General features: G+C 61.4%; 19 protein-coding genes. 11 read left to right on the top strand and 8 right to left on the bottom strand.

Annotation, left to right across the window (positions count from 1 at the left end):
• Window positions 1-105: 105 nt before the first annotated feature.
• Window positions 106-1,104: an AraC family transcriptional regulator gene (locus tag ACWHXD_RS07540; protein WP_138763370.1), complete on the top strand. Its 999-nt coding sequence runs from the start codon at window positions 106-108 to the stop codon at window positions 1,102-1,104.
• Window positions 1,105-1,228: 124 nt separating this feature from the next.
• Here ACWHXD_RS07540 and ACWHXD_RS07535 read toward each other — a convergent pair whose 3' ends face one another.
• Window positions 1,229-2,323, bottom strand: a complete 1,095-nt coding sequence (locus ACWHXD_RS07535) for a PLP-dependent cysteine synthase family protein (protein WP_056790329.1) — start codon at window positions 2,321-2,323, stop codon at window positions 1,229-1,231.
• Window positions 2,324-2,539: 216 nt separating this feature from the next.
• On the opposite strand from ACWHXD_RS07535, the gene nhaA reads away from it, so the two are divergent.
• A complete protein-coding gene (gene nhaA, locus ACWHXD_RS07530) occupies window positions 2,540-3,724 on the top strand; it encodes a Na+/H+ antiporter NhaA (RefSeq protein ID WP_032893143.1) in 1,185 nt (394 codons plus the stop codon).
• A gap of 174 nt (window positions 3,725-3,898) precedes the next feature.
• Here nhaA and ACWHXD_RS07525 read toward each other — a convergent pair whose 3' ends face one another.
• The 6 genes from ACWHXD_RS07525 to dinG all read right to left on the bottom strand — a co-directional run bounded on the left by ACWHXD_RS07525 (window position 3,899) and on the right by dinG (window position 12,346).
• The gene (locus ACWHXD_RS07525; RefSeq protein ID WP_003189251.1) at window positions 3,899-4,363 is read right to left on the bottom strand and encodes an outer membrane lipoprotein; all 465 of its coding nucleotides are present in this window, start codon (window positions 4,361-4,363) and stop codon (window positions 3,899-3,901) included.
• A 264-nt stretch (window positions 4,364-4,627) separates the two neighbouring features.
• Entirely contained in the window at window positions 4,628-5,275 is a 648-nt protein-coding gene (pdxH, locus tag ACWHXD_RS07520) for a pyridoxamine 5'-phosphate oxidase (RefSeq protein WP_032893144.1), read from the bottom strand.
• A 27-nt stretch (window positions 5,276-5,302) separates the two neighbouring features.
• Entirely contained in the window at window positions 5,303-6,448 is a 1,146-nt protein-coding gene (locus ACWHXD_RS07515) for an OmpA family protein (protein WP_138763369.1), read from the bottom strand.
• A gap of 142 nt (window positions 6,449-6,590) precedes the next feature.
• The gene (locus ACWHXD_RS07510) at window positions 6,591-7,736 is read right to left on the bottom strand and encodes an EstA family serine hydrolase (RefSeq protein WP_032893146.1); all 1,146 of its coding nucleotides are present in this window, start codon (window positions 7,734-7,736) and stop codon (window positions 6,591-6,593) included.
• Between the two features lie 82 nt (window positions 7,737-7,818).
• A complete protein-coding gene (locus ACWHXD_RS07505) occupies window positions 7,819-10,113 on the bottom strand; it encodes a beta-galactosidase (RefSeq protein WP_138763368.1) in 2,295 nt (764 codons plus the stop codon).
• Between the two features lie 88 nt (window positions 10,114-10,201).
• A complete protein-coding gene (gene dinG, locus ACWHXD_RS07500; protein ID WP_032893148.1) occupies window positions 10,202-12,346 on the bottom strand; it encodes an ATP-dependent DNA helicase DinG in 2,145 nt (714 codons plus the stop codon).
• A gap of 99 nt (window positions 12,347-12,445) precedes the next feature.
• Between dinG and ACWHXD_RS07495 the strand changes: the two genes are divergently transcribed.
• Entirely contained in the window at window positions 12,446-12,910 is a 465-nt protein-coding gene (locus tag ACWHXD_RS07495; RefSeq protein WP_003189242.1) for a CopD family protein, read from the top strand.
• A gap of 513 nt (window positions 12,911-13,423) precedes the next feature.
• On the opposite strand, the gene ACWHXD_RS07490 is transcribed toward ACWHXD_RS07495, so the two are convergent.
• Complete coding sequence (locus ACWHXD_RS07490) at window positions 13,424-14,182, bottom strand: hypothetical protein (protein WP_032893150.1); 759 nt, start codon at window positions 14,180-14,182, stop codon at window positions 13,424-13,426.
• A gap of 179 nt (window positions 14,183-14,361) precedes the next feature.
• Here ACWHXD_RS07490 and ACWHXD_RS07485 point away from each other — a divergent pair, with 179 nt between their 5' ends.
• The 8 genes from ACWHXD_RS07485 (at window position 14,362) to ACWHXD_RS07450 (ending at window position 22,992) form a co-directional block, all read left to right on the top strand.
• Entirely contained in the window at window positions 14,362-14,859 is a 498-nt protein-coding gene (locus ACWHXD_RS07485; RefSeq protein WP_138763367.1) for a DUF6231 family protein, read from the top strand.
• 4 nt (window positions 14,860-14,863) lie between these two features.
• Complete coding sequence (locus ACWHXD_RS07480) at window positions 14,864-15,334, top strand: YchJ family protein (protein WP_003189238.1); 471 nt, start codon at window positions 14,864-14,866, stop codon at window positions 15,332-15,334.
• A 21-nt stretch (window positions 15,335-15,355) separates the two neighbouring features.
• On the top strand, window positions 15,356-15,838 hold the full coding sequence (locus tag ACWHXD_RS07475; RefSeq protein ID WP_054897983.1) for an LEA/WHy family protein: 483 nt from the start codon (window positions 15,356-15,358) through the stop codon (window positions 15,836-15,838).
• Window positions 15,835-16,035 carry an SEC-C metal-binding domain-containing protein gene (locus ACWHXD_RS07470; protein ID WP_003189235.1) on the top strand — a complete coding sequence of 67 codons (201 nt, stop codon included), beginning with the start codon at window positions 15,835-15,837 and terminating at the stop codon, window positions 16,033-16,035. Before ACWHXD_RS07475 ends, ACWHXD_RS07470 begins: the two co-directional genes overlap by 4 nt.
• Before the next feature lie 246 nt (window positions 16,036-16,281).
• Entirely contained in the window at window positions 16,282-18,723 is a 2,442-nt protein-coding gene (locus tag ACWHXD_RS07465; protein WP_138763366.1) for a penicillin acylase family protein, read from the top strand.
• Window positions 18,724-19,349: 626 nt separating this feature from the next.
• The gene (locus ACWHXD_RS07460) at window positions 19,350-20,354 is read left to right on the top strand and encodes a ligase-associated DNA damage response exonuclease (RefSeq protein WP_032893158.1); all 1,005 of its coding nucleotides are present in this window, start codon (window positions 19,350-19,352) and stop codon (window positions 20,352-20,354) included.
• Window positions 20,351-21,985, top strand: a complete 1,635-nt coding sequence (locus ACWHXD_RS07455) for an ATP-dependent DNA ligase (RefSeq protein ID WP_138763365.1) — start codon at window positions 20,351-20,353, stop codon at window positions 21,983-21,985. The genes ACWHXD_RS07460 and ACWHXD_RS07455 overlap by 4 nt, the downstream gene beginning before the upstream one ends.
• A 227-nt stretch (window positions 21,986-22,212) precedes the next feature.
• Window positions 22,213-22,992: a transporter substrate-binding domain-containing protein gene (locus ACWHXD_RS07450; protein WP_032893160.1), complete on the top strand. Its 780-nt coding sequence runs from the start codon at window positions 22,213-22,215 to the stop codon at window positions 22,990-22,992.
• The last annotated feature ends 26 nt before the right edge of the window (window positions 22,993-23,018 follow it).

The raw sequence follows: 23,018 nt of genomic DNA, 5'->3' as shown, positions 1-23,018 counted from the left end.
TTTCCGCCCACTCACCCTGTCTCGTCCTACAATTTGGCGGATATCCGCCTTGTCGCCCCGCCGGGTGATGGCTACCATCCGCCACTCCATGGATGAGGCCCTTGCATGCGTGAACGTACCATCGCCAGCCATTACGCCCGAGCAGCCCTCGGCGGTGCGCGCCGGGCCGGTTTTGACTACTCGGGGGTGTTGCAGCAGGTGGGCATTACCCCGGAACTGCTGACCGAGCCCCGCGCCCGCATCGCTCCAGAGCAATTTACCCGGTTGTTGCAAATGCTCTGGCTGGAGCTGGATGACGAATACCTGGGGTTTGCCGAAGGGCCGAGCAAACGTGGCACTTTTGCCATGATGTGCCACGCGCTGATTCATTGCCGCACGCTGGAGAAGGCGCTGGAGCGCGGCTTATTGTTTTATAGCCTGTTCCCCCAAGGCCCGCGCTGGCAGCTGACCAAAGAAGGCGACATGGCGCGCCTGAGCCTGGACGACTCGCAGTTATGGGACCCGGACCACTTTCTCAGTGAATGCCTGCTGGTAATCTGGCATCGCCTGGGCAGTTGGTTGATCGGCCAGCGTATCCGGCTGCAGCAGGCCACCTTCAGTTACCCGATGCCGGCCCATGCCGGTGAATACGACCTGCTGTTCCCCTGCCCCCAGGCGTTCGGTGCGCCGACCAGTAGCCTGGTGTTTCCCAGCCGTTACCTGAGCCTGCCGCTGTTGCAGGATGAACGCACCCTCAAGCACTTCTTGCAGCGCTCCCCTGCCGACTTGTTATCCCGGCCGGATGAAGGCGACAGCCTGAGCAGCCAGCTGCGCCGCCTGCTGAGCCGCGACCGCACGCCCTGGCCAGACCTGGAAGCCGTTGCCCAGCACCTGCACATCAGCCCACAGACCCTGCGCCGGCATCTGCGCGAAGAAGGCACGAGTTTTCAGGCATTGAAGGATGAGTTACGCCGGGATATCGCCATTTACCACTTGGGGCGGGCGGATTTGTCTTTGCAGGAGATCGCCGAACAATTGGGGTTTTCCGAACCGTCGGCGTTTCATCGGGCGTTCAAGAAGTGGACGGGGTTGACCCCGGGGGCCTACAGAGCGCAGGAGAGTTAGAGGTGTATCGACTGGGAGGGCCTGTTCGGGGGCAAGCCAGCTCCCACAGTTAAACGGGTTTCAGAATTTAATGTGTGAATACATTCAAAGGTGGGAGCTGGCTCCCACACTGTTTCGCAGGGTGTCAGATATTGGCCCGCAGGATGCTATCGGGTAGCGCTTCACCACGTTCGACACTTGCTGCTACAGCCGCGATCAAACCCTCCAGCTCATAGCCCTGCCCCGCCAACCACGCCTGATCATAATAGGTCGTGGCATAACGCTCTCCGCCATCGCACAAGATCGCGACAATCGACCCCGACGCCCCCGCCGCTTTCATCTGTTGCGCCGCCATCAGCGCACCGATCAGGTTGGTCCCGCTGGAACCACCAACCCGTCGCCCTAAACGCTGCGCCAGGTAATGCATGGCCGCCAGGGACAACGCATCTGGCACCTTGACCATGGCATCAATCACCGCCGGCAGAAACGATGCCTCCACCCGTGGGCGACCAATCCCTTCAATCCGCGAGCCACAGTCCAGGCGCAGGCTGGCGTCACCACTCTGGTAGAAGTCGAAGAACACCGAGCGTTCGGCATCGGCACACAGCACCCGGGTGCAATGCTGGCGATAACGCACGTAGCGGCCCAGGGTCGCGGTGGTGCCGCCGGTGCCAGGGCTGGAAATCAACCAACTCGGCTCCGGGTGCTGTTCAAAGCGCATCTGCTGGAAGATCGACTCGGCAATATTGTTGTTCGCTCGCCAGTCGGTGGCACGTTCGGCGTAGGTGAACTGGTCCATGAAGTGACCACCGCTTTCCTGGGCCAGGCGTTCGGATTCGGCGTAGATCTGCGTCGGGTCCTGGACCAGATGGCTTTTGCCCCCGTAGAAGGCAATTTGGGCGATCTTCTCTTGAGACGTTGTAGCGGGCATGACGGCAATAAACGGCAAGCCGAGCAAGCGCGCGAAGTAGGCTTCCGAGATCGCCGTGGAGCCACTGGACGCTTCGATAACGGGAGCGCCCGGCTTGAGCCAGCCATTGCACAGCGCATACAGAAACAGCGAGCGCGCCAGCCGGTGTTTCAAGCTGCCAGTGGGGTGGCTGGACTCATCCTTGAAGTACAACTCGATGCCTGGCAAACCCGGTAATGGCAGCGGGATCAGGTGGGTATCGGCGCTGCGCTGGAAGTCCGCTTCAATGATGCGAATGGCTTCGCGGGCCCAGGTACGGTGGTCGCTCATGCTGGCTTCTCTAAAGGTTTTCAACGGTGATCTTAAGATGTTTCCTACACTCCACACAGATACAGTGACGACGCAATTGGACACACAATTGCTAGTCTTTGGCTCACCGATGTCCCGGGCCATCTCTTATAACAAATAAGAATATAACTTTTGTTTTAACAACTAACGGTACGGGTTAGGGTACCCACCTATTGAACCTGGATTGGAGAGCATCCCTTGCCTCTGCGTAGCACTTTCACCCGTTTCTTCCAGCTGGAAGCCGCCAGTGGCCTGTTGTTGATCGCCGCTGCTGCCTTGGCGCTGATTATCAACAACTCACCGTTGTCGCACCTGTACAACGCCTTTCTCGACACGCCAGTGGTTGCACAGGTTGGCGCGCTGAAAATCGCCAAGCCGGCGCTGCTATGGATCAACGATGGCCTGATGGCCCTGTTCTTCCTGCTGATCGGCCTGGAGGTCAAGCGCGAGCTTCTGGATGGCCACCTGTCCAAGCCTTCCCAAGTGGTGCTGCCTGGCGCAGCGGCCATCGGCGGCATGGTGGTGCCGGCGCTGATCTACTGGGCGCTGAACAAGGACAACCCCGCCGCCCTGGCTGGCTGGGCGATCCCTATGGCCACCGACATTGCCTTTGCGCTGGGCGTTCTGGCCCTGCTGGGCAAGCGCGTACCGGTGTCGCTGAAGCTGTTCCTGATGACCTTGGCAATCATTGATGACCTCGGGGCCATCATCGTCATTGCCCTGTTCTATTCCGCTGACTTGTCCACCGCATCCCTGGCGGGCGCGGGGGCGTGTTTGATTGCGCTGATCGCGATGAACCGCCTGGGCGTGATCAAGCTGGGGCCGTATATGATCATCGGCCTGATCCTGTGGGTGTGCGTACTCAAGAGCGGTGTGCATGCGACGCTGGCTGGCGTGACCCTGGCGTTCTGCATTCCACTGCGCACCAAGAATGCCGAAACCTCGCCGCTGCTGAGCCTGGAACACGCCCTGCACCCGTGGGTGGCCTACGCCATCCTGCCGCTGTTCGCGTTCGCCAACGCCGGGGTCTCTCTGACGGGCGTCAGCCTGGAAAGCTTTACCCACTCCGTGCCCATGGGCATCGCCGCAGGCCTGTTGATCGGCAAGACCGTCGGTGTGTTCGGCCTCACCTGGCTGGCGATCAAGACCGGCATCGCCTCACTGCCCAGCGGCGCCAATTGGGGCCAGGTATTGGGCGTAGCGATATTGTGCGGGATCGGCTTCACCATGAGCCTGTTCGTCGGCTCCCTGGCGTTTGTGCCAGGCGCCAGCGAGTTTGCCGGTGAAGATCGCATGGGGATTCTGACCGGGTCGATCCTGGCGGCCTTTATCGGGTATGCGGTGACGGCAATGGCGAGTCGCAAGAAAGCCGTCGTTGCATGATTGAAGTAGGAGCGAGGGGGACGCCTAGTTCTTGCTCGCGAAAAACTTACAGGCGCCGCATTCATTCATTGAATACGCGTAATCGTTAACGTTTTTCGCGAGCAAGCTCGCTCCTACAAAAAACCCCCAACCGGTCACCCGGTTGGGGGTTTTTCTTCGCCTGTAGTTTAAGGCTTAGCGAGTCACGCGGCTGGTACCGTCGACGGTCATGATGCGTACGCGGTCGCCAATGCGGAAGATTTCATTTTCCTGCACGGCTTGTACGTAGGCGCGCATGCTGCCGTCGTCTTCGCGCACGGTGATTTCCACGCCCTGGGTACGGGTCAGGCCTTCTTCAGTGGCCGAGCCCAGCAGGCCGCCCGCAACGGCGCCGATCACCGCGGTAACGATGCTGCCACGGCCGCCACCGATGGCGCTGCCGCCAACGCCGCCGATGACTGCGCCCGCAGCGCCGCCGATTGGGGTTTTGGTGCCTTCGATTTTCACTGGACGCAGGGATTCGATGGTGCCCATGCGAACGGTCTGTACACGACGCGCCTCATCACGAGAGTACGAGTCGCCGGTCAGACTCGAGGCGCAGCCACCCAACAACAACGACAGGGTGGTAAAGCAGGCAACTAGTAAAACGGACTTACGCATAGCATCAACTCCAAAGGACAGGTATTCATTAAACGCTGTGGCTTGGCGCGTGTCACGGCGCGCCAGGCAGAAACTTGCTTTCATTCAGCCTGAGTACAGACTGCCAGCACCAGAGAACTCGACGAACGGTAACCAAGCCAGGGTACAGAACGATGCCATAACCGGCTCGATCAGTGTAGCGCACAGCCGAAAGCGCCCGGAGCCTCTTGAACAGAGACTTCGGCGCAACGGTGTTGATTCAGGTGGGATGACGAAAGGTGACGCTCAGGGCGCCAGACGCTCGCGGGACCATTGGCCGTCTTGCAAACGGTAGTTGAGACGATCATGCAGGCGGCTGGCGCGGCCTTGCCAGAACTCGATGCGCTCGGGCAGTAAACGGTACCCTCCCCAATGCTCGGGGCAATCGGGCTGGGTATCGCTGAAGCGCTCTTCAGTGGCCTTGAGCAGCGCCTGCAGTTCTTCGCGATCACGAATCACCTTGCTCTGCGGAGAAGCCCAGGCGCCCAGGCGGCTGCCCAACGGGCGCACCTGGTAATAAGCATCCGACTCTTCAGGCGTGACCTTGACCACGCGCCCTTCAATGCGTACCTGGCGCTCCAGGGTTGGCCAGAAGAAGGTCATGGCCGCGAACGGTCGCGCCGCGAGTTGTTCACCCTTGGCGCTCTGATAGTTGGTGAAGAAGGTAAAGCCCTGCGCATCCAGGCCCTTGAGCAGCAGGATGCGGCAGTGCGGGCGACCGTCCTGGTCGACTGTCGCCAGCGTCATGGCATTGGCCTCCACTGGCGGCTGTTCGGTTTTAACCGCATCGCCAAACCATTGGTGGAACAACGCAAACGGCTCGTCCGGGGCCTGGGCCTCGCTCAAACCGTCCCGTGTATAGTCACGGCGCATATCGGCCAGTGCCTGGGTCATGCGGCTTTATCCTTGTGGTTCAACAGCTCAGTTTTTTGCCTGGTCGTTCGAAGCAGGTGCCGCCTTGGCTTTGGCAGTCGCCGGCTTCTTGGCAGCCGGCTTGGCCGCAGCCTTTTTAGCTGCTGGCTTGGCCGCCGCTTTCTTGGCCGTGGCCTTTTTGGCAGGTGCTTTTGCCGCCGGCGCTGGCGCAGGCACATTCTGCACTGCGACCATTTCAGCTACGGGCGGGGTCTTGCCCGAGTTGTACTTGCTCAGCAGTGCCAACATCGTTGTACGCTGAGTGAACATGATTTCCATGCGACGGTTCAGCGCACGCCCCTGATTGCTGTCGTTGGCGGCACGCGGCATAAGGTCGCCCATGCCACGCAGCATCAAGCGATCCTGTTTCAGACCACTCAGGCTGAAAATCGAGGCAATGGACTGCGCACGTTCCTTGCTCAACGCCTGGCTGGCAGGAGCGCTGCCCGTGGCATCAACGTGGCCCAGCACCAGTACGGCGGTTTTCGGGTCAGCTTCAACGGCCTTGGCCACCCGCGTGAACGGGCCCAGGGTCACCGGCAGCAACATGGCCGGGCGCTTCGGGTTGTAGGAGCCGTCTACCGGAGCAATCACCACCAGGGTGTTGTCACGGCGCTCAAGTTGCAGGTTGCTGTCCTTGATAGCCGCACGCAGGCGTGGTTCGTATTCGTCCAGCCAGGCTTGGGTGACTTTCGGATCAGGCATCGGCACGTTGGTCACGTCGACCTTGGCCAACGGCTTTGGCTTGCTTTCGAACGGCCACCACCAGCGCGGCTCGCTGTCGGTCTTGGCGACGACAGGTGCTGCGTCAGAGGCCGGGGTTGCGGCCTTGAGGTCGGCTTTCAGGTCAGCCTTGGCGTCGGCGGCTTTTTCTTCGGCGCTCTTGGTGGAAAACGGCCACCAGCTGTAACCGGTGTCAGCCTTGGCAGGCGCTGCTGCAGCGGCGACAGGTTCAACAGGCTTGGCACCCGCGGCCGGCTTGGCGTCGGGCTTGGCATCCGGCTTGGCGTCGGTCTGGGCCACTGGATCCTTGGTTGCCGCTTTGTCAGATCCAAATGACCACCAATGCCCACCTTCGGCATCATTTTGTGGAGTTTGTGCACAACCCGTAATAGTGAGACACAGCGCCAGTGCCAAAGACTTGTTCGATAACATGAGATATCCACAAAATGAGAAAAAACAGGGGGTCGCGGGACCCGTTAAACAGACGCTAAAAGAACATTCAAGTTACAACATGTCGTTCAGCATCTTTTTTATACTTGCCTTTGTAACAAAAAATTGTGAAACAGCAAGGGGTTTATAGACAACCGGCCAATATTCCGACCAACTTCTGGGCACGCGGGTCCATAAGTACGTAAGGCCCCAGGGTATTAGTCACAAAACCGAAGGCTACATCATGTTCAGGGTCGGCAAAGCCGACTGAGCCCCCTGCCCCTGGATGCCCGAATGCACGGGGCCCAAGGCCGAACGTGGCATTGGGCAACTGCGGTTGATCCAACATGCAGCCCAGGCCGAAGCGGGTTTGGGTCAATAAGGTTTTATCCAGCCCGATACTGTGCTCGCGGGTCAATTGTTCGAGCATGTCGCTTTCCAGCAAACTACCGTCCAACAAACCACTATAAAACCCGGCCAGGCTGCGCGCATTACCGTGGCCATTCGCCGCAGGCTGCTGCATGCGTCGCCATTCGGGCTTATTAGTGCTGGTCAGAATAGACGGTGGGTTGGCAAATGCACGGGTAGTCATCGCCGCAGGCTCGCGCATCATTACTTGAAGTAACCGTTGCGCGGCTTCATCCCCCATAGTGCCTTTGCTGCGCGCGATATGGGCGACGCGATAAAACTCTTCATCTGCCAGGCCCACATGAAAGTCCAGCCCCAATGGGCGTGCCACCCGCGCCACGATCGACTCCCCCGGCCCGCGCCCATCGGCGCGGCGCAACAGTTCGCCAACCAGCCAGCCGTAGGTGATCGCCTCATAGCCATGGCCCTGGCCCGGAGTCCACCACGGGGCCTCGGCCGCCAGAGTATCGACCATCAATTGCCAGTCATACAGGGCTTCGATGGGCAGCATTTCGCGGATGGCGGGCAGCCCGGCCTGGTGGCAGAGCAACTGGCGCAGCGTGATCGTTTCCTTGCCAGCCGCGGCAAACTCCGGCCAGTAATCGGCCACCGGCGCATCGAGCTTGAGCTTGCCTTCGGCGACCAGTTGCAGGGCAGTCACTGCCGTGAAGGTCTTGGTGCAGGAGAACAGGTTGACGATGGTATCGCTGTGCCAGGCCTCGGCACCGTCCTTGTCGGCAGTACCGGCCCACAGGTCGACGACGGTTTGCCCGCCGATCTGGATGCATAGCCCGGCACCACGCTCCTGAGGATCATCGAACAGGGCGGCGAAGGCTTCGCGCACCGCTTCGAACTGCAGCTCGTAATGACCCTGAATCTGCACCTAAGTCCCCTCGGAAAACACCATGAAAAGTGGTCGCCATTCTTTCAGCCATTGTGGGTTTTGTGAACCCGTCAACGATGAATCAATGCCCATTCCCAGCATGCCCGCCAGGGTGCCCGGCGCCCTGCCCCGCGCCTTTGCCGTCACGCCCAGGTTTGGCGGCGTCACTCTCACGCGTCGCTTGGGTGGCCTTGGCTTTTTGCGCCTCACGGCCCAGTTGGTCGAGCGCGGCCAGGTTGCTCTTGCGCACCGTCTCGACAAAGCCCTGGAAGGGTACATCGGTGATGCCGACCAGGCCGAAATGGCCGTTTTCACCATCCAGCAGACGCCCGGTGACCGGCTGGTCCAGGTACTGGAACCAGTGCACCCCGACAATCGACGGCTCGGCCACCGCCTGCTTGAGGAAGGTCGTATACGCCGCGCCACGGTCTTCTTCGCGGGCCAGTTGCGTCACGCCGCCCCAGAACGGGCCACGGTCGGCAGAGCCAAAGTTGAATTCGGTGATCAGTACCGGTTTGTCCAGCGCACGCAGCGCGGCGAAGTCATAACCATCCTGAGGCTTCAAGGTATACATATTGAAGCTCAGCACATCGCAATACTGCGCGCACGATGCGACCGCTTCCGGCGTGCTCACCGCAAAGCGACCGCCCAGCAACAGCTGGTTGGGCGCGTGCCACTTCAGCGAGTCGGAGATGGTCTTGAAGTAAGCATCGGCGAAGGTCTTCTGGAAATACTTGAAGTCGGCTTCGATCTCCGGGTGTTCAGGGCTGGGCATCGGCGGCTCAAAGCCCGGGTCTTCCATCAGCTCCCAACCGGCCAGGTGAATGCCCCAGGCTTTGGAAAGGCCCTCTTCATTGCGGTACTTGTCGCGCAGTTGCTTGAGGAAGGCGCGCTTGGCTGGCACGTCGGTGGTCATGCGCAGGGTGCCGTAGGCCAGGGCGTAACGGGATTTGGCATCGTCGCCGGGGCCGGCCCAGGCCAATTCGTTGTCGGCAAAGAAACCGATCAACCACGGGTCGTCGCGGTGGTCACGGGCCGCGATGGCCACGGCGCGTTCAGTGGCCATGGCAAAGCGTGGGTCGAACGGGTCGGGCATGCCGCCCCACCAGTCGGTGCCGGTGCTGATGCTGGCATAGTCACCAACAATCGACAGCGGCAAGGTGTACGGCACCCGGTCGGCAGTGGCCAGGTCCGGATCGCTCCAGTTGCCGACGGTGTTAAAGCCCCAGGCTTGCAGGCGATCGAGGGTATGGGTCACCCAGCGTGGCTGGTCCAACTCACCGCCGTAAGTGCGTTGCAGGTTGGCGCCATAGAAATCGTACCAACGCCCCGAGCCAAATCCGCGACCTTCGCCGGCACCGTTGCCAGTGCGGCTGTCGTCGCTGCCGTAGTACTTGTCAAAGGGTTCGCCGGCCTTGGGCAGCGCCGCAAACATCCACTCGCGCCCCGCCACGTAGGTCTGGCTGTTGTCCGGCGCCACGGTGTTCACCCCCAGGGAGTAGAACGGATGCCCGTCCGGCGTCACCAGGTACCAGCGACCGTCGCGCTTCTGAGTGCGAAAAAAACCGCTGGCGTCGAAGGCCGGGCCCTTTTTCCAGCCGCCGTATTGATCCAGGGAGGACTTGTCCCGCTCGGCCAGCCAGGCCTTGAGCTGCTGTTGTTCCTTGGCGGCCGATGCCTTGAGCTGCTCGTCGCTGCTGACCTTTTCCGGCCAGCGTGCGCGGGTGGACTGACCATAGGCGTCCACCAGTTCAGTGTAGGCGGCCTTCAATACCGGCTCGCTGTCCTGCACGCCGAAGCGCTCCAGCAGGATACTTTGGGCGGCATTGGGCTTGAGCATCGACAGGGTCACCGAGACCACCTGGCTGCGGTCGATCTCCCCGGCGCTGGCGGCCAGCAACACCCGTTGGCCATCCACGGTCATTGGCATCGGCGGGCCGGCCTTCATGCCCTGGCTCAGGGGGGCGTTGGCTTGCAGCGGGACGAGTAACGTCTGGGCCGGGCCGGCCGGCAGGTCGATGCGGCTGACGAGCGTCTTGCCGTCGGCGCTTTTCACCTTGACGTAAAGGGTCAGCGCCCAGTTCATCGCGCTCTGGATACGCAGGCTCATGGCGCTCGATTGCGACCAGTCCCAGGTACCCGTCTGCGGGCTGAGCACCAGGCTCGGCTCGGCAGCCGGGTTGAAGGTGATACGGCGCAGCACCTCGCCTTCGGGCGTTTGTTCGGCGTTGTATTGCGGCAGGCTGGCGTCCTGGGTCGCCACCTTGACCACATCGGCAGGCCGGACGAAGTTGAACAGCGTTTGTTGCCCCTCGGGCGCAGCCATCAGCGGCGCAGCGAACAGCAGGGCAAAAAGAGCGGGCAGCGTGCGAATCATACGAACAAGGTTCTCCCAAACGGCCGATGACTGGCCTGACGATAGTGATGAGATAGACCACGCAGTGGGCGATTTCGCCCACTGTGGCTTAAGAAATTTCGCGCCTGAACGGCGGCAAGGCATTGAGGATCGCCTTGCCATAGCGCTGGGTGACCAGGCGCCGATCGAGCAAAGTGATGGTGCCGCGGTCTTCTTCGGTACGCAGCAGACGCCCGCAGGCCTGCACCAGCTTCAGTGAAGCATCCGGCACCGAAATTTCCATGAACGGGTTGCCGCCCCGGGCTTCGATCCATTCGGCGAGTGCGGCCTCGACCGGGTCATCCGGCACCGAGAACGGGATCTTGGCGATCACCACGTGTTCGCAGTAAGCGCCGGGCAAGTCGACGCCTTCGGCAAAACTGGCCAGGCCGAACAACACGCTGGAATCCCCACCGTCGACCCGCGCCTTGTGCTTGTTCAGGGTTTCCTGTTTGGACAGGTTGCCCTGGATAAACACCTGCTTGCGCCAGTCGCGGTCGAGGCCGTCGAACACGTCCTGCATCTGCTTGCGCGACGAGAACAGCACCAGGGTGCCGCGGGAGCCTTCCACCAGCGACGGCAGATCGCGAATGATCGCCGCCGTGTGCGCGGCCGCGTCCCGTGGGTCGGCCTTGAGGTCTGGCACCCGCAGCACGCCGGCGTCAGCGTGATGAAACGGGCTGGGTACCACGGCGGTAACGGCCTTTTTCGGCAGGCCGGCGCGCATGCGGAAGCGGTCAAAAGTGCCCAGGGCCGTCAGCGTGGCCGAGGTTACCAGGCAGCCGTAGGCCACGTTCCACAGGTTGCGACGCAGCATTTCAGCGGCGAGGATCGGACTGGCGTTGACCTCGATATCGAACAGCGCACCGCTTTCCGACAGCGTCAGCCAGCGGGCCATGGGCGGGTTGTCTTCCGGGTCTTCGACGGTAAAGGCGGTCCACAGCTCCCAATTGCCTTGGGAACGAGACAGCAGGCTGCCGAACAAGGGGTACCACTCTTCGGCCTGGTTGCTGGCGATGCCGATATTGACCTCGCCATCCATGCCTTCCTTGAGCAAGTCCGTCAGGCGCGTGAACAGGTCGGTGAGGCGTGAAAAGCCTTTCTTCAGCTCGATGCCCATTTCGCGCATGTGCTCGGGGATCATCCCGCCAACAAAACGATGGCGCGGGCGCTCGCGGCCCTCGACGTCTTCACCGGGCTTGAAGTCCGCAACCTGCTCGCAGGCGCTGAACATGAACTGCTGCTGGGTCTTGATCTCGCGCGCCAGCTCCGGCACTTGCTCGATCAACTTGCCCAGGTCGCCGGGCAACGGATGCTGGGCAAGCAGCTTGGTGAGGTTCTTGGCAGTGGTTTCCAGCCAGTCGGCCGTGGAGCGCAAGCGGGTGTAATGGGCGAAATGGCCAATGGCCTTGTCTGGCAGGTGATGGCCTTCGTCGAACACATAGAGCGTGTCGCGTGGGTCGGGCAGTACCGCGCCGCCACCCAGGGCCAGGTCAGCCAGCACCATGTCGTGGTTGGTGACGATGACGTCCACCTTGCCCATGCCTTCGCGCGCCTTGTAGAAGGCGCACTGGCCGAAGTTGGGGCAGTGGCGGTTCGTGCATTGGCTGTGGTCGGTGGTCAGGCGCGCCCAGTCGGAGTCTTCCAGGGCGGTGGGCCAGCTGTCGCGGTCGCCGTCCCATTTGTTGCCGGCCAGCTTCTCGATCATGCTGGTAAACAGCTTCTGGCTGACCTCATCCACCTCGATCTTGAAGCCTTCTTCTTCGAACAAGGAGGCGGTGGCGGTTTGGGCGTGGCCTTCCTGCAGCAATACGTCGAGCTTGGACAGGCACATATAGCGGCCACGGCCCTTGGCCAAGGCGAAGGTAAAGTTCAAGCCACTGTTGCGCATCAGGTCGGGCAGGTCTTTGTAGACAATCTGCTCTTGCAGCGCGACGGTGGCGGTGGCGATCACCAGGCGCTTGCCAGCGGCCTTGGCCGTGGGGATCGCGGCCAGGCTGTAGGCCACGGTCTTGCCGGTACCAGTACCAGCCTCGACGGCCACTACCGCAGGCTCACCCTCGCGGCGGCCCTCGTCGTCGGTGTCGATATCCCCGAGGACTTTTGCCACTTCGGCGATCATCAGGCGTTGGCCGTAGCGCGGTTTCAAGCTTTTGGCTTCGAGAAAACGCGAATAGGCGCCCTGGATCGTGGTTTTGAGTTCAGTGCTGATCATGGATAGTCGGGCGCAAAAAACGCTGGATAAATTTTCAGTGGTTCGGATCGGCCGCTATCATACCCCGCTAATTAATCCCGCGCAGAACGGAGTACCACAATGACCGCGTTTAGCCTCGCTTATACCCTGCATGTACTGGCCGCCTTGATCTGGGTCGGCGGCATGTTTTTCGCCTGGATGATCCTGCGCCCCGCCGCCATGGCGGCGCTTGAGGGCCCTGCCCGGCTCAAGCTATGGGCAAATGTGTTTCAACGTTTTTTTGTATGGGTATGGGTGGCGGTGGTGCTTTTGCCGATCAGCGGCATGGGTTTGCTGCACCTGCGCTTCAGTGGTTTTGAAACCGCGCCGCGCTATGTGCAGGTGATGATGGGTTTGTATCTGGTGATGACGGCGCTGTTTATCCGCATCCAAGCGTTGAAATTCCCGGAGCTGAAGGCAGCGGTGGCGGCTGAAGATTGGCCGGCAGGCGCGGCTGCGCTGGGACAGATTCGCAAGTTGGTGGGGATTAACTTGATTGTCGGGTTGGTGGTGGTGGCAGTGGCTTCGGCTCGGCCGATGTTCTGAGCTGTTCTTGCTGACACTATCGTGGCGGTATCTAAATAACTCTGTAGCGCTCAACGGTAACCACGATGCGAAGCGAGCCGCTCTTGATCTTGATCTGCTTGTGATCTTGATCTGGCTTTTGATCTTAGGCGCCCCGTTAAACCACGCTGGCCGAACGCAGGCTTGAATTCGTGGGTAACCCGGCAGGACGCCGGGTTAGCCGCCCCGCGCCATGGATGGCGCGTGGCGGCGGCCCACGGATTCAAGCCTGCGTTCGGGCACACCGAGCCCAAGCGAGGTGCCGAGTGGTGGGGCAAGAGCCCTTTTGGTTACTTTTGGGGCTCTTTTCCAAAAGTGACCCGCTGTCAGAGCGGAACCCTAAGTGGCCGTTACCTAAATAACGGATATGTACCCGGTCCAACTGTGTCGACTGTCAGGCCGTCGCGGGAGCAAGCTCCCTCGCCACAGGTCCAGCATCGCGCCGAAAATGTGTGATACCTACGGCTTGCCCGCGATGGCGTAAGGCCAGGCGACTCAGAGCCGCTGGATAGTCACAGCCCCCGCAGGCCCAGCCGGCCCCGGTTGCCCTTCCAACCCTGGACGGCCCTTTTCGCCGCCGTCCGCGCGGTACACCAGGCAGCCCTTGGACTGCCCGCCCTTGCCGGGTTTACCCGCAACACCTGCCAGGCCTCCCGCCCCGCCATCGACCCAGACCTTGATCTGTTCCGCCGGGAACGCCTGCGGCAACTCAAGGCGTACCTGCGCGCCCGCCGCCCCTGGCCGGCCATCGCCGCCGTTATCGCCATTAAAACCGCGCCCGGCTGAACCCCAAGTGCAACCCGGGTCCACGCCGTTGGCACCATCCAAGCCCGCATAACCTTGGGCTCCGGCGCCGCCACGGGCATCCACCAACAGCGCGTCTGCGGTCAGCGAGTTAATGCGCAAGGTCAGGTCACGCCCAGCCTTGGCGGGTTTTTCGTGGGTACCGGGAGCGCCCCGTGAGGTGATCTGGCTACCTTGCTCCAACTGCGCATCGCGCACTTGCATCTGCAGCGCGGTATTGCCGGGAACAATGGTGATACGCGCGTCGCGCCCCAAGTGCAGCTCATCCACCGTGACCTGGCTGATGGTGGCCGGAATCAGCAAGGTGCCGTAATCCGCCACGTCCAGGCGCTCGAGCTGCAACACGCTGGTGCTGCTGGGCAAGCGCATCAACGAATTGGTTTCAACACTGACGCTCTGGGCCAGGGCAACGGGGCTGACCAACAGGGCCAGCAGAAAAACCTTACGCATCATGGGGCTCCTGAGTGTTTTCAAATTTTTCTTTGAGCGCACAGTAACGACTTCTACAGGCGATTTGCCAGTGAAGGATCAAAAAACTTCAGTTCTCCCCCGGCGGCTATCGACCGCCGCGCTCTAGGCCCACGCGCCCAGCCGCGCTAGTCTCTACGGTCTTGATGCGAGGATCTGCAATGACCGCTGGAATTTCTGCCCGTACGCCCCAACAAGCCTTGGCGGCCCTGCTGGACCTTCACAGGCCAAAACGCCTGTTATTAGTGGGCGCCAGCCAATTTCCGGCGCTGGATGCCTTCAAAGCTGCGCACCCGGATACCGAGGTGTTCTATGCCCCGCCAGGGCCATTGCCGGAAAACCTCGCGGTGCAGCGCTTTGACCTCGCGCTGGTGGTCGACTGCCTGGAGCACCTGACCAAACCCCAGGGCCTGACCCTGCTCGGTGGCATTCGTAACCTCAACGCCAGCCGCATCGCCGTGCTGGCCGACCTGAGCGCCTGCGACTGGAAGGACACCGACTTTTTCTCCCTGGCCCTGCAAGCCGGTGAACGCTTCCAACGCGATGATCAGGTGCTGACGCTGTTTACCTATGATCTGCTTGACTATAAACAGGTGCCGGACTGGCTCAACGCCCGCTTCTGGGCCAACCCGGAAAATTTCGGAAAGTATTGGTGGTAACCCGATGAGTACATCCATTTGCCCGTGCGGCAGCGGCAATCTGCTGGATGCCTGCTGCGGCCATTATCACGCCGGTCACCCAGCCCCCTGCGCCAGCGCGTTGATGCGCTCGCGCTACAGCGCCTATGTGCTGGGCCTGGTCGATTACCTGGTCGCCACAACCTTGCCTGCGCAACAGGCCGGCCTGGACCGCGACGCCATTGCCGCCTGGAGTGCCCAGAGCACCTGGCTGGGCCTTGAGGTGGAAAGCTCCGAGGTGTTCGGCGGGCAACCGGAACACGCCTTTGTCACCTTTACCGCGCGCTGGCATGACGCTACCGGCGAACATAGTCACCGCGAGCAGTCTTCTTTCGTACAGAATGAGGGGCGCTGGTACTTCATCGACCCTACAGTAGAAGTGAAGGCCGGACGTAACGACGCCTGTTTGTGTGGCAGTGGGCAGAAATTCAAGAAGTGCTGTTCCAGCTACTTCTAATCACTTGACGGGGATAACGCCATGCTTCGGATGTATAGCTTGATGCTGGCGTTGACCCTGGGCCTGACCGGCTGCGCGTCCTGGTTCGAAGATGACGCGCCGCCGCCCCACGTGTCCCTGGTCAAGGTCGAAGTGGTGCGAGCCAAGCTGCTGGAACAGAAATTCAAGCTGTACTTTCGCGTGGACAACCGCGACGACGCCGACCTGACCGTGCGCGGCCTGGTCTACAAGGTCAGCCTGGGCAACCTGGTGTTGACCGAAGGCGAGTCCAACGAGTGGCTGACCGTACCGCCACGGGGGCATAAATTCTTCAAGGTCTCGGTGCGCACCAACCTCTGGCCACAGGTGCGTGAGGTGGTGCAGATGCTGAAAAATCCCGACCGGCCCGTGCCTTATCGTTTAGAGGGCGAACTGAAAACCGGATTATTCATCGGTAATGACGTGCAGGTGGCACACAATGGCGAGATAATCCCCGGCGATTTTATTCCGGAGCAACATCGATGACACAGCAACCCCATGTCCATGGTCCTGACTGCAACCACGATCATGACCACCATGATCACGACCACGGCCATGTCCACGGCCCGAACTGCGGCCACGCTCACCAAGAGCCGGTGCGCAATGCGTTGAAGGACGTCGGTCGCAACGATCCCTGCCCGTGCGGCAGCGAGAAGAAATTCAAGAAGTGCCACGGTGCTTAAACCGCACGTGTAGGAGCGAGCTTGCTCGCGAAAAACGTCAACGGTTACGCGTGTTTCCTGAATAAACACAGCGCCTATCGGTTCCTCGCGAGCAAGCTCGCTCCTACAAAGCCTTAAACCAGCCCCCACCTCGATGGATGGCTGTTTCAAGTTCTCACGCAATTGCCAAAACTCCCGCTTGCGTCGTTTCGCCGCGCTCACTAACGTAGCGCCTTTACTGACGCTACCCCCCGCAGGAGCTTTGCCATGGCCTCGCCAGCCCTCTTACATTTTCTTCCCCGGTTCGGCGTTGCCGCGGCAGTGGTCAGTGCCTTGGGCCTGGCTGGTTGCCAGCTCCAGAACACCCAGGACACCCTGCCGCCCGTTGCTGGCGTGCAGCCGATCAAGGGCCTGGCACAGAATGTGTCGGTGCGCCGCAATGCCCAAGGCATACCGCTGATCGAAAGCAACACCTTCCACGACGCACTGTTCAGCCTCGGTTACGTGCACGCCAGCGACCGCATCACCCAGATGGTCACCCTGCGCCTGCTGGCTCAGGGCCGTCTGGCGGAAATGTCGGGGCCGCAAGTGCTGGACGTCGACCGATTCATGCGGGCGGTCAACCTCAAGAAAAGCGCTGGCGAGTTGTACAACGCCTCATCGCCACGCCTCAAACGCTTCTTTGAAGTGTATGCCCGAGGCGTCAACGCCTACCTGTTCCGCTACCGCGACAAGCTGCCGGCGGACCTGGCCCAGAGCGGCTACAAGCCCGAGTACTGGAAACCGGAAGATTCGGCGCTGCTGTTCTGCCTGCTCAATTTCAGCCAGTCGAGCAACCTGCAGGAGGAGCTTTCGTCCCTGGTGCTGGCGCAAAAGGTCGGGGTCGACAAACTCGCCTGGCTCACCCCAAGCGCACCGGACGAACCCGTCCCGCTGGCCGAAGCCGACAAGCTCAAGGGCGTCAACCTGAGCCAGATCACAGGCCTCGCCGGGCTGGAAACGGTAGGTCAGCAATTGCGCAGCCTCAACGCCCTGGGCGTCACCACCTCAAGCAACTGGGCCATAGGTCCGCAACGCAGCCGCAGCGGCAAGAGCCTGTTGGCCAACGACATCGCCGCGCAGCCACAAGCACCGTCGCCGTGGAACTACGTGCAGATTCGTGCGCCCAAATACCAGGCCGTCGGTGCTTCGATTGCCGGCTTGCCGACCCTGCTCTCCGGTTTCAACGGCAAAGTGGCGTGGAGCATGAGTGCGGTCAAGGGCGACACCCAGGACCTGTTCCTGGAGAAGGTCAAACGCCAGGGCAGCGCGCTGTACTACGAGAACAACGGCAAATGGCTGCCGGCCGGCGTGCGCAACGAAACCTTCTTCATCAAGGGCCAGCGCTCGATTCGCGAAGTGGTGTACGAAACCCGCCACGGCGTCCTGCTCAACAGCAGCCAGGCGCTCACCAGCGGTCTTGGCCTGGCCTTGCAAACCGCCGACTTCAAGGACGACAAGAGCCTGGATGCATTCTTCGACCTGTCCCGCGCACAAAACGCCGGCAAGGCCTCGGATGCCACCCGCGAGATTCGCGCCATCGCCCTGAATATGATCTTCGCCGACGCCAGCAACATCGGCTGGCAAGTCACCGGCCGCTTCCCCAACCGCCGCGAAGGCGAAGGCCTGCTGCCATCGCCGGGCTGGGACACGCGCTTTGACTGGGACGGCTACGCCGACGCAATGTTGCACCCGTACGACCAAGACCCGGCCCAGGGCTGGATCGGCACCGCCAACCAGCGCACCGCGCCGCGTGGCTACGGCATGCAACTGTCCAACGCCTGGGATGCACCGGAACGCAGCGAACGCCTGGCGCAACTGGCCAACGCCGGCAAGCATGACAGCCGCAGCCTGATTGCCATGCAATACGACCAGACCACCCTCTTCGCCGCCAAGCTCAAGAACATGTTCCAGGCGCCGGGCATGGCCCAGCCCCTCAAGCAGGCCATCGATGCATTGCCGGCAGCGGAACGCGCCAAGGCCCGCGAAGCACTCGAGCGCCTGATGGCCTTCGATGGTCGACTGGCGACCACCTCGGCTGACGCGGCGATCTATGAACTGTTCCTGCAAGAAAGCGCCCGGCAGATCTTCCTCGACAAACTCGGCCCGGAAAACAGCGCCAGCTGGAAAGCCTTCGTCAGCAACGCCAGCCTGTCCTACTCGGCCATCGCCGATCACCTGCTGGGCCGTGAAGACAGCCCGTTCTGGGATGACACGCGTACCGCGCAAAAAGAAGACAAACCCGCGATCCTGGCCCGCACCCTAGCCGCCGCCATCACTACTGGCGACAGCCAATTGGGCGCCGATCACAAGGCCTGGCAGTGGGGCAAGCTGCACAGCACCACGTGGAAAAACACCAGCGGCCAGGTTATCCGCGGCCCCTTCGCCAGCGGTGGCGATCACAACACCCTGAACCCGGCGCCGTACACCTGGGGCCAGGATTTCAACACGACCCAAGTATCGGCGCTGCGCATGATCATCGACTTCGGCCAGGCGGAACCAATGATGGGCCAGGGCGGCATCGGCCAATCCGGCAACCCGGCCAGCCCGAACTATGCCAACGGCATCGACCCGTCGCTGAAGGCGCAATACCTGAGCTTTCCGATGCAGCCGCAGAATTTTGAGAAGGTGTACGGCAAGACCAGGTTGACCCTGACGCCCGGTAAGTAAACCGGTTTCCAGTGACGAAACCAGATAAAGCGGGCCTGCCTGCGATAGCAGCCGAGTAACCACGATGCGAAGCGAGCCGCTCTTGATCTTGATCTGCTTGTGATCTTGATCTTAGGCGCCCCGTTAAACCACGCTGGCCGGAATTCGACAGGGATTTGGGGGGTAAACCGGCAGGGATGCCGGTTTAGCCGCCCCGCGCCATGGATGGCGCGTGGCGGCGGCCCCCCAAATCACTGGCGGATTACGGGCACACCGAGCCCAAGCGAGGTGCCGAGTGGTGGGGCAAGAGCCCTTTGGTTACTTTGGGGCTTTTCCAAAGTGACCCGCCGTCAGGGCGGAACCCTAAGTGGCCGTTACCTAAATAACGGATATGTACCCGGTCCAACTGTGTTGACTGTTAGGCCGCCTTCGCGAGCAAGCCCGCTCCCACAGTTGGATTGTGGGGTGTCAGGTAGATGGGTGTCGGCTGGGAGGCCGTCATCGCAGGCAAGCCAGCTCCCACCGTTGGATCGCGGGGCATCAGGCCAACATCGAAGGCATCCCACCTTTGCACTGCCCGCATTCAAATAGAACTTCTCCCCCCAGCCCCGCCTCATAACTAACAAGCCCACCGCCCCGGCAACCCCATGGACCTCGTCATCGCCCGCCCCGAAGGCCTCTACTGCCCTGCCGGTGATTTTTACATCGACCCCTGGCGCCCAGTGGAACGCGCAGTCATCACCCACGCCCACGGCGACCACGCCCGCACCGGCAATCAACACTACCTGGCCGCCGCCCCCGGCGAAGGTATCCTGCGCTGGCGCCTGGGCCAGGACATCAACCTGCAAACCCTGGCCTACGGCGAACGGTTGGTGCATCACGGCGTGACCCTGAGTTTTCATCCGGCCGGGCATGTACTGGGTTCGGCCCAGGTACGCCTGGAATACCAGGGCGAAGTCTGGGTGGCGTCTGGCGACTATAAGGTCGAGCCCGATGGCACCTGCGCGCCCTTCGAACCGGTGCGTTGCCACACCTTTATCACCGAATCCACCTTCGGCCTGCCGATTTACCGCTGGCAGCCCCAGGCGCAGATTTTTGCCGGGATCAATGACTGGTGGCAGGCCAATATCGCCAGTGGCAAAGCCAGCGTGCTGTTCTGTTACTCCTTCGGCAAAGCCCAACGCATCCTCCATGGGCTGGACGCCAGCATCGGCCCGATCCTCAGCCACGGCGCGGTCGAACCGTTGAACCGGGTGTACCGCGAAGCGGGCATCTACATCCCCGAAACCCTGTATGCCGGCGACTTCAAAAAAACCGACCCACTGCTGCGCCAAGCCCTGATCATCGCCCCGCCCTCTGCCGGTGGCAGTACCTGGATGCGCCGTTTTGGCGACTACAGCGACGCCTTCGCCAGCGGCTGGATGCGCCTGCGCGGTACACGGCGGCGGCGCGGCGTGGACCGTGGCTTCGTGCTTTCGGACCACGCCGACTGGCCTGGTTTATTGTGGGCCATCGAACAAACCGGCGCACACCGGGTGATGGTCACCCATGGTTCGGTGGGTGTGTTGGTACGTCACCTGCGGGAAAAGGGCTTGGATGCCCAAGGTTTCAGCACCGAGTACGGCGATGACGAAGAAGAGGTCACGGCATGAAAGCCTTCGCCGAGCTGTACGCCAACCTCGACGCCACCACCTCCAGCAATGCCAAACTCGCCGCCCTGCAAGCCTACTTCATGCAGGCGCCGCCGGCCGATGCGGCCTGGGCCGTGTACTTTCTCAGCGGTGGGCGGCCGCGCCAACTGGTGCCCACACGTCTGCTACGGGACATGGCCACCGAAGCGGCCGGTATCGAACCCTGGCTGTTCGAAGAGAGCTACCAGTCCGTGGGTGACTTGGCCGAGACCATCTCCCTGCTCCTGCCAGAATCCACCTACACCTCCGAAGACGGCTTGGCCGTATGGCTGGAAGAAAAACTCCTGCCCCTGCGCGGCCTGCCGCCCTTGGACCTGGCAGAACGGCTGCCCGCGCTGTGGGCGCAATTGGACCAACCGAGCCTGATGGTGTGCATCAAGTTGATCACCGGCAGCTTCCGGGTCGGGGTGTCCAAACTGCTGGTGACCCGCGCCCTCGCCGCCATGGCCGACCTCGACAGCAAACGCGTAGCACAGCGGCTGGTGGGCTACACCGACCTGTCGAACCGTCCGACAGCCGAGGGCTACCTCAAGCTGATCGCCGCCGAATCATCCGACGAACACGCGCAACGTGGCGGGCAGCCCTATCCGTTTTTTCTGGCTCACGGGCTGGCGCAACCGGTGGAGCAATTCGACACGCTGCTCGGTCCGCCCGCCGACTGGCAGGTGGAATGGAAGTTTGATGGCATTCGCGCACAACTGGTCAAACGCGAGGGGCGCCTGTGGGTCTGGTCTCGCGGTGAAGAGTTGCTGACTGAGCGTTTCCCCGAACTTCATAGCTTGGTCAGTGGCCTGCCCGACGGTACGGTGATCGATGGCGAAATCGTGGTGTGGAAAGATTCGGTGCAACCCTTTGCGCTGCTGCAACAGCGCATTGGCCGCAAGACCTTGAGTAAAAAAGTGCTAGAGGATGCGCCAGTGGCGGTGCTCGCCTACGACCTGCTGGAATATCAGGGCGACGACTGGCGCAACCACACCCAGGCTGAACGTCGCACCCAATTGGAACAGGTGATCGCGGCGTGCAACCAACCGGTGTTATTGCCCTCGCCATTGCTGGAAGGCCAAACCTGGGCAGCCTTGGCCGAACAGCGCGAAGCCTCTCGCAGCCTGGGGGTGGAAGGCATGATGCTCAAGGATCGAAAGGGCCTCTACGGCGTGGGCCGCACCAAGGACATGGGCCTGTGGTGGAAGTGGAAGGTCGACCCCTTCAGCGTCGACGCCGTGTTGATCTACGCCCAGCGCGGCCATGGTCGGCGCGCCAGCCTCTACAGTGACTACACCTTCGCCGTATGGGACGGCCCGCCGGGCAGCGAGCGCACCCTGGTGCCGTTCGCCAAGGCGTATTCCGGGCTGACCGACGAGGAAATGCGCAAGGTCGACGCCATTGTGCGCAAAACCACGGTGGAGAAATTCGGCCCGGTCAGCAGCGTGACGCCGAGCATGGTGTTTGAGCTGGGTTTCGAGGGGATTGCCCTGTCCAAGCGGCACAAGAGCGGGATTGCCGTGCGGTTTCCGCGGATGCTGCGCTGGCGCCAGGATAAGGCGGTGGAAGAAGCGGACAACCTGGCCACGCTACAAGACCTGCTGACCTGATATAGCCAGCTCCCACCTTTTGATCAGCAACCGATCCACAATGGTGCACTGGAAATTCCATGCCCACTTTCGGGCACCGCCTACACTTGAAACGGCCTTATCCCACCTTTTAAAAAGCCCATCCGGAACTATGGTGCAGAAATTGCTACTTGTGATGGGTCTGACACCGTTCAGTAACAGTCCTAATCGCGCCACAAGCGCTTATCTTGGTTTCCAGGGATTACCTAATGAAAAAAGCATTGCTGACCCTTTCTGCACTGGCTCTGTGCATGGCTGCTGGTGTTGCTACGGCCAAGGAATACAAGGAATTGCGTTTTGGTGTCGACCCTTCCTACGCACCGTTCGAATCCAAGGCCGCCGACGGCAGCCTGGTGGGCTTCGATATCGACCTGGGCAATGCGATCTGCGCGGAGCTGAAGGTCAAGTGCAAGTGGGTCGAAAGTGACTTCGACGGCATGATCCCGGGCCTGAAAGCCAATAAATTCGATGGCGTGATTTCGTCGATGACCGTGACCCCAGTGCGAGAGAAGGCCATCGACTTCTCCACCGAGCTGTTCTCCGGCCCGACATCCCTGGTGTTCAAGAAAGGCGCTGGCTATTCGACGCCAGAATCCCTCAAGGGCAAATCCGTCGGCTACGAGCAAGGCACCATCCAGGAAGCCTACGCCAAGGCTGTGCTGGATAAAGCCGGGGTGACCACCAAGGCTTACGCCAACCAGGACCAGGTGTACGCCGACCTCACCTCCGGTCGCCTCGACGCTTCCGTGCAGGACATGCTGCAAGCCGAACTGGGCTTTCTCAAGTCGCCAGCCGGTGCCGGCTATGAAGTGAGTGCCGCGATCGACGACCCGCTGCTGCCGTCGAAAACCGCCATCGGTATCAAAAAAGGTAACACTGAACTCAAGGCGCTTTTGGATAAAGGTATCAAAGCGTTACACGATGATGGCACCTACGCCACTATCCAGAAGAAACACTTTGGCGATCTGAACCTGTACAGCGGCAAATAATGCCTGGGGCGCCCTGCTTCGGGTGG

The sequence above is a fragment of the Pseudomonas fjordensis genome, assembly GCF_976987115.1.
This window is presented reverse-complemented; position numbering and strand designations above follow the sequence as displayed.

Coding starts and splice junctions, on each gene's coding strand:
- ACWHXD_RS07540 (WP_138763370.1), top strand. CDS start 106: ATGCGTGAACGTACCATCGCCAGCCATTACGCCCGAGCAGCCCTCGGC.
- ACWHXD_RS07535 (WP_056790329.1), bottom strand. CDS start 2,323: ATGAGCGACCACCGTACCTGGGCCCGCGAAGCCATTCGCATCATTGAA.
- ACWHXD_RS07525 (WP_003189251.1), bottom strand. CDS start 4,363: ATGCGTAAGTCCGTTTTACTAGTTGCCTGCTTTACCACCCTGTCGTTG.
- pdxH (WP_032893144.1), bottom strand. CDS start 5,275: ATGACCCAGGCACTGGCCGATATGCGCCGTGACTATACACGGGACGGT.
- ACWHXD_RS07515 (WP_138763369.1), bottom strand. CDS start 6,448: ATGTTATCGAACAAGTCTTTGGCACTGGCGCTGTGTCTCACTATTACG.
- ACWHXD_RS07505 (WP_138763368.1), bottom strand. CDS start 10,113: ATGATTCGCACGCTGCCCGCTCTTTTTGCCCTGCTGTTCGCTGCGCCG.
- dinG (WP_032893148.1), bottom strand. CDS start 12,346: ATGATCAGCACTGAACTCAAAACCACGATCCAGGGCGCCTATTCGCGT.
- ACWHXD_RS07495 (WP_003189242.1), top strand. CDS start 12,446: ATGACCGCGTTTAGCCTCGCTTATACCCTGCATGTACTGGCCGCCTTG.
- ACWHXD_RS07490 (WP_032893150.1), bottom strand. CDS start 14,182: ATGCGTAAGGTTTTTCTGCTGGCCCTGTTGGTCAGCCCCGTTGCCCTG.
- ACWHXD_RS07485 (WP_138763367.1), top strand. CDS start 14,362: ATGACCGCTGGAATTTCTGCCCGTACGCCCCAACAAGCCTTGGCGGCC.
- ACWHXD_RS07480 (WP_003189238.1), top strand. CDS start 14,864: ATGAGTACATCCATTTGCCCGTGCGGCAGCGGCAATCTGCTGGATGCC.
- ACWHXD_RS07475 (WP_054897983.1), top strand. CDS start 15,356: ATGCTTCGGATGTATAGCTTGATGCTGGCGTTGACCCTGGGCCTGACC.
- ACWHXD_RS07470 (WP_003189235.1), top strand. CDS start 15,835: ATGACACAGCAACCCCATGTCCATGGTCCTGACTGCAACCACGATCAT.
- ACWHXD_RS07465 (WP_138763366.1), top strand. CDS start 16,282: ATGGCCTCGCCAGCCCTCTTACATTTTCTTCCCCGGTTCGGCGTTGCC.
- ACWHXD_RS07460 (WP_032893158.1), top strand. CDS start 19,350: ATGGACCTCGTCATCGCCCGCCCCGAAGGCCTCTACTGCCCTGCCGGT.
- ACWHXD_RS07455 (WP_138763365.1), top strand. CDS start 20,351: ATGAAAGCCTTCGCCGAGCTGTACGCCAACCTCGACGCCACCACCTCC.
- ACWHXD_RS07450 (WP_032893160.1), top strand. CDS start 22,213: ATGAAAAAAGCATTGCTGACCCTTTCTGCACTGGCTCTGTGCATGGCT.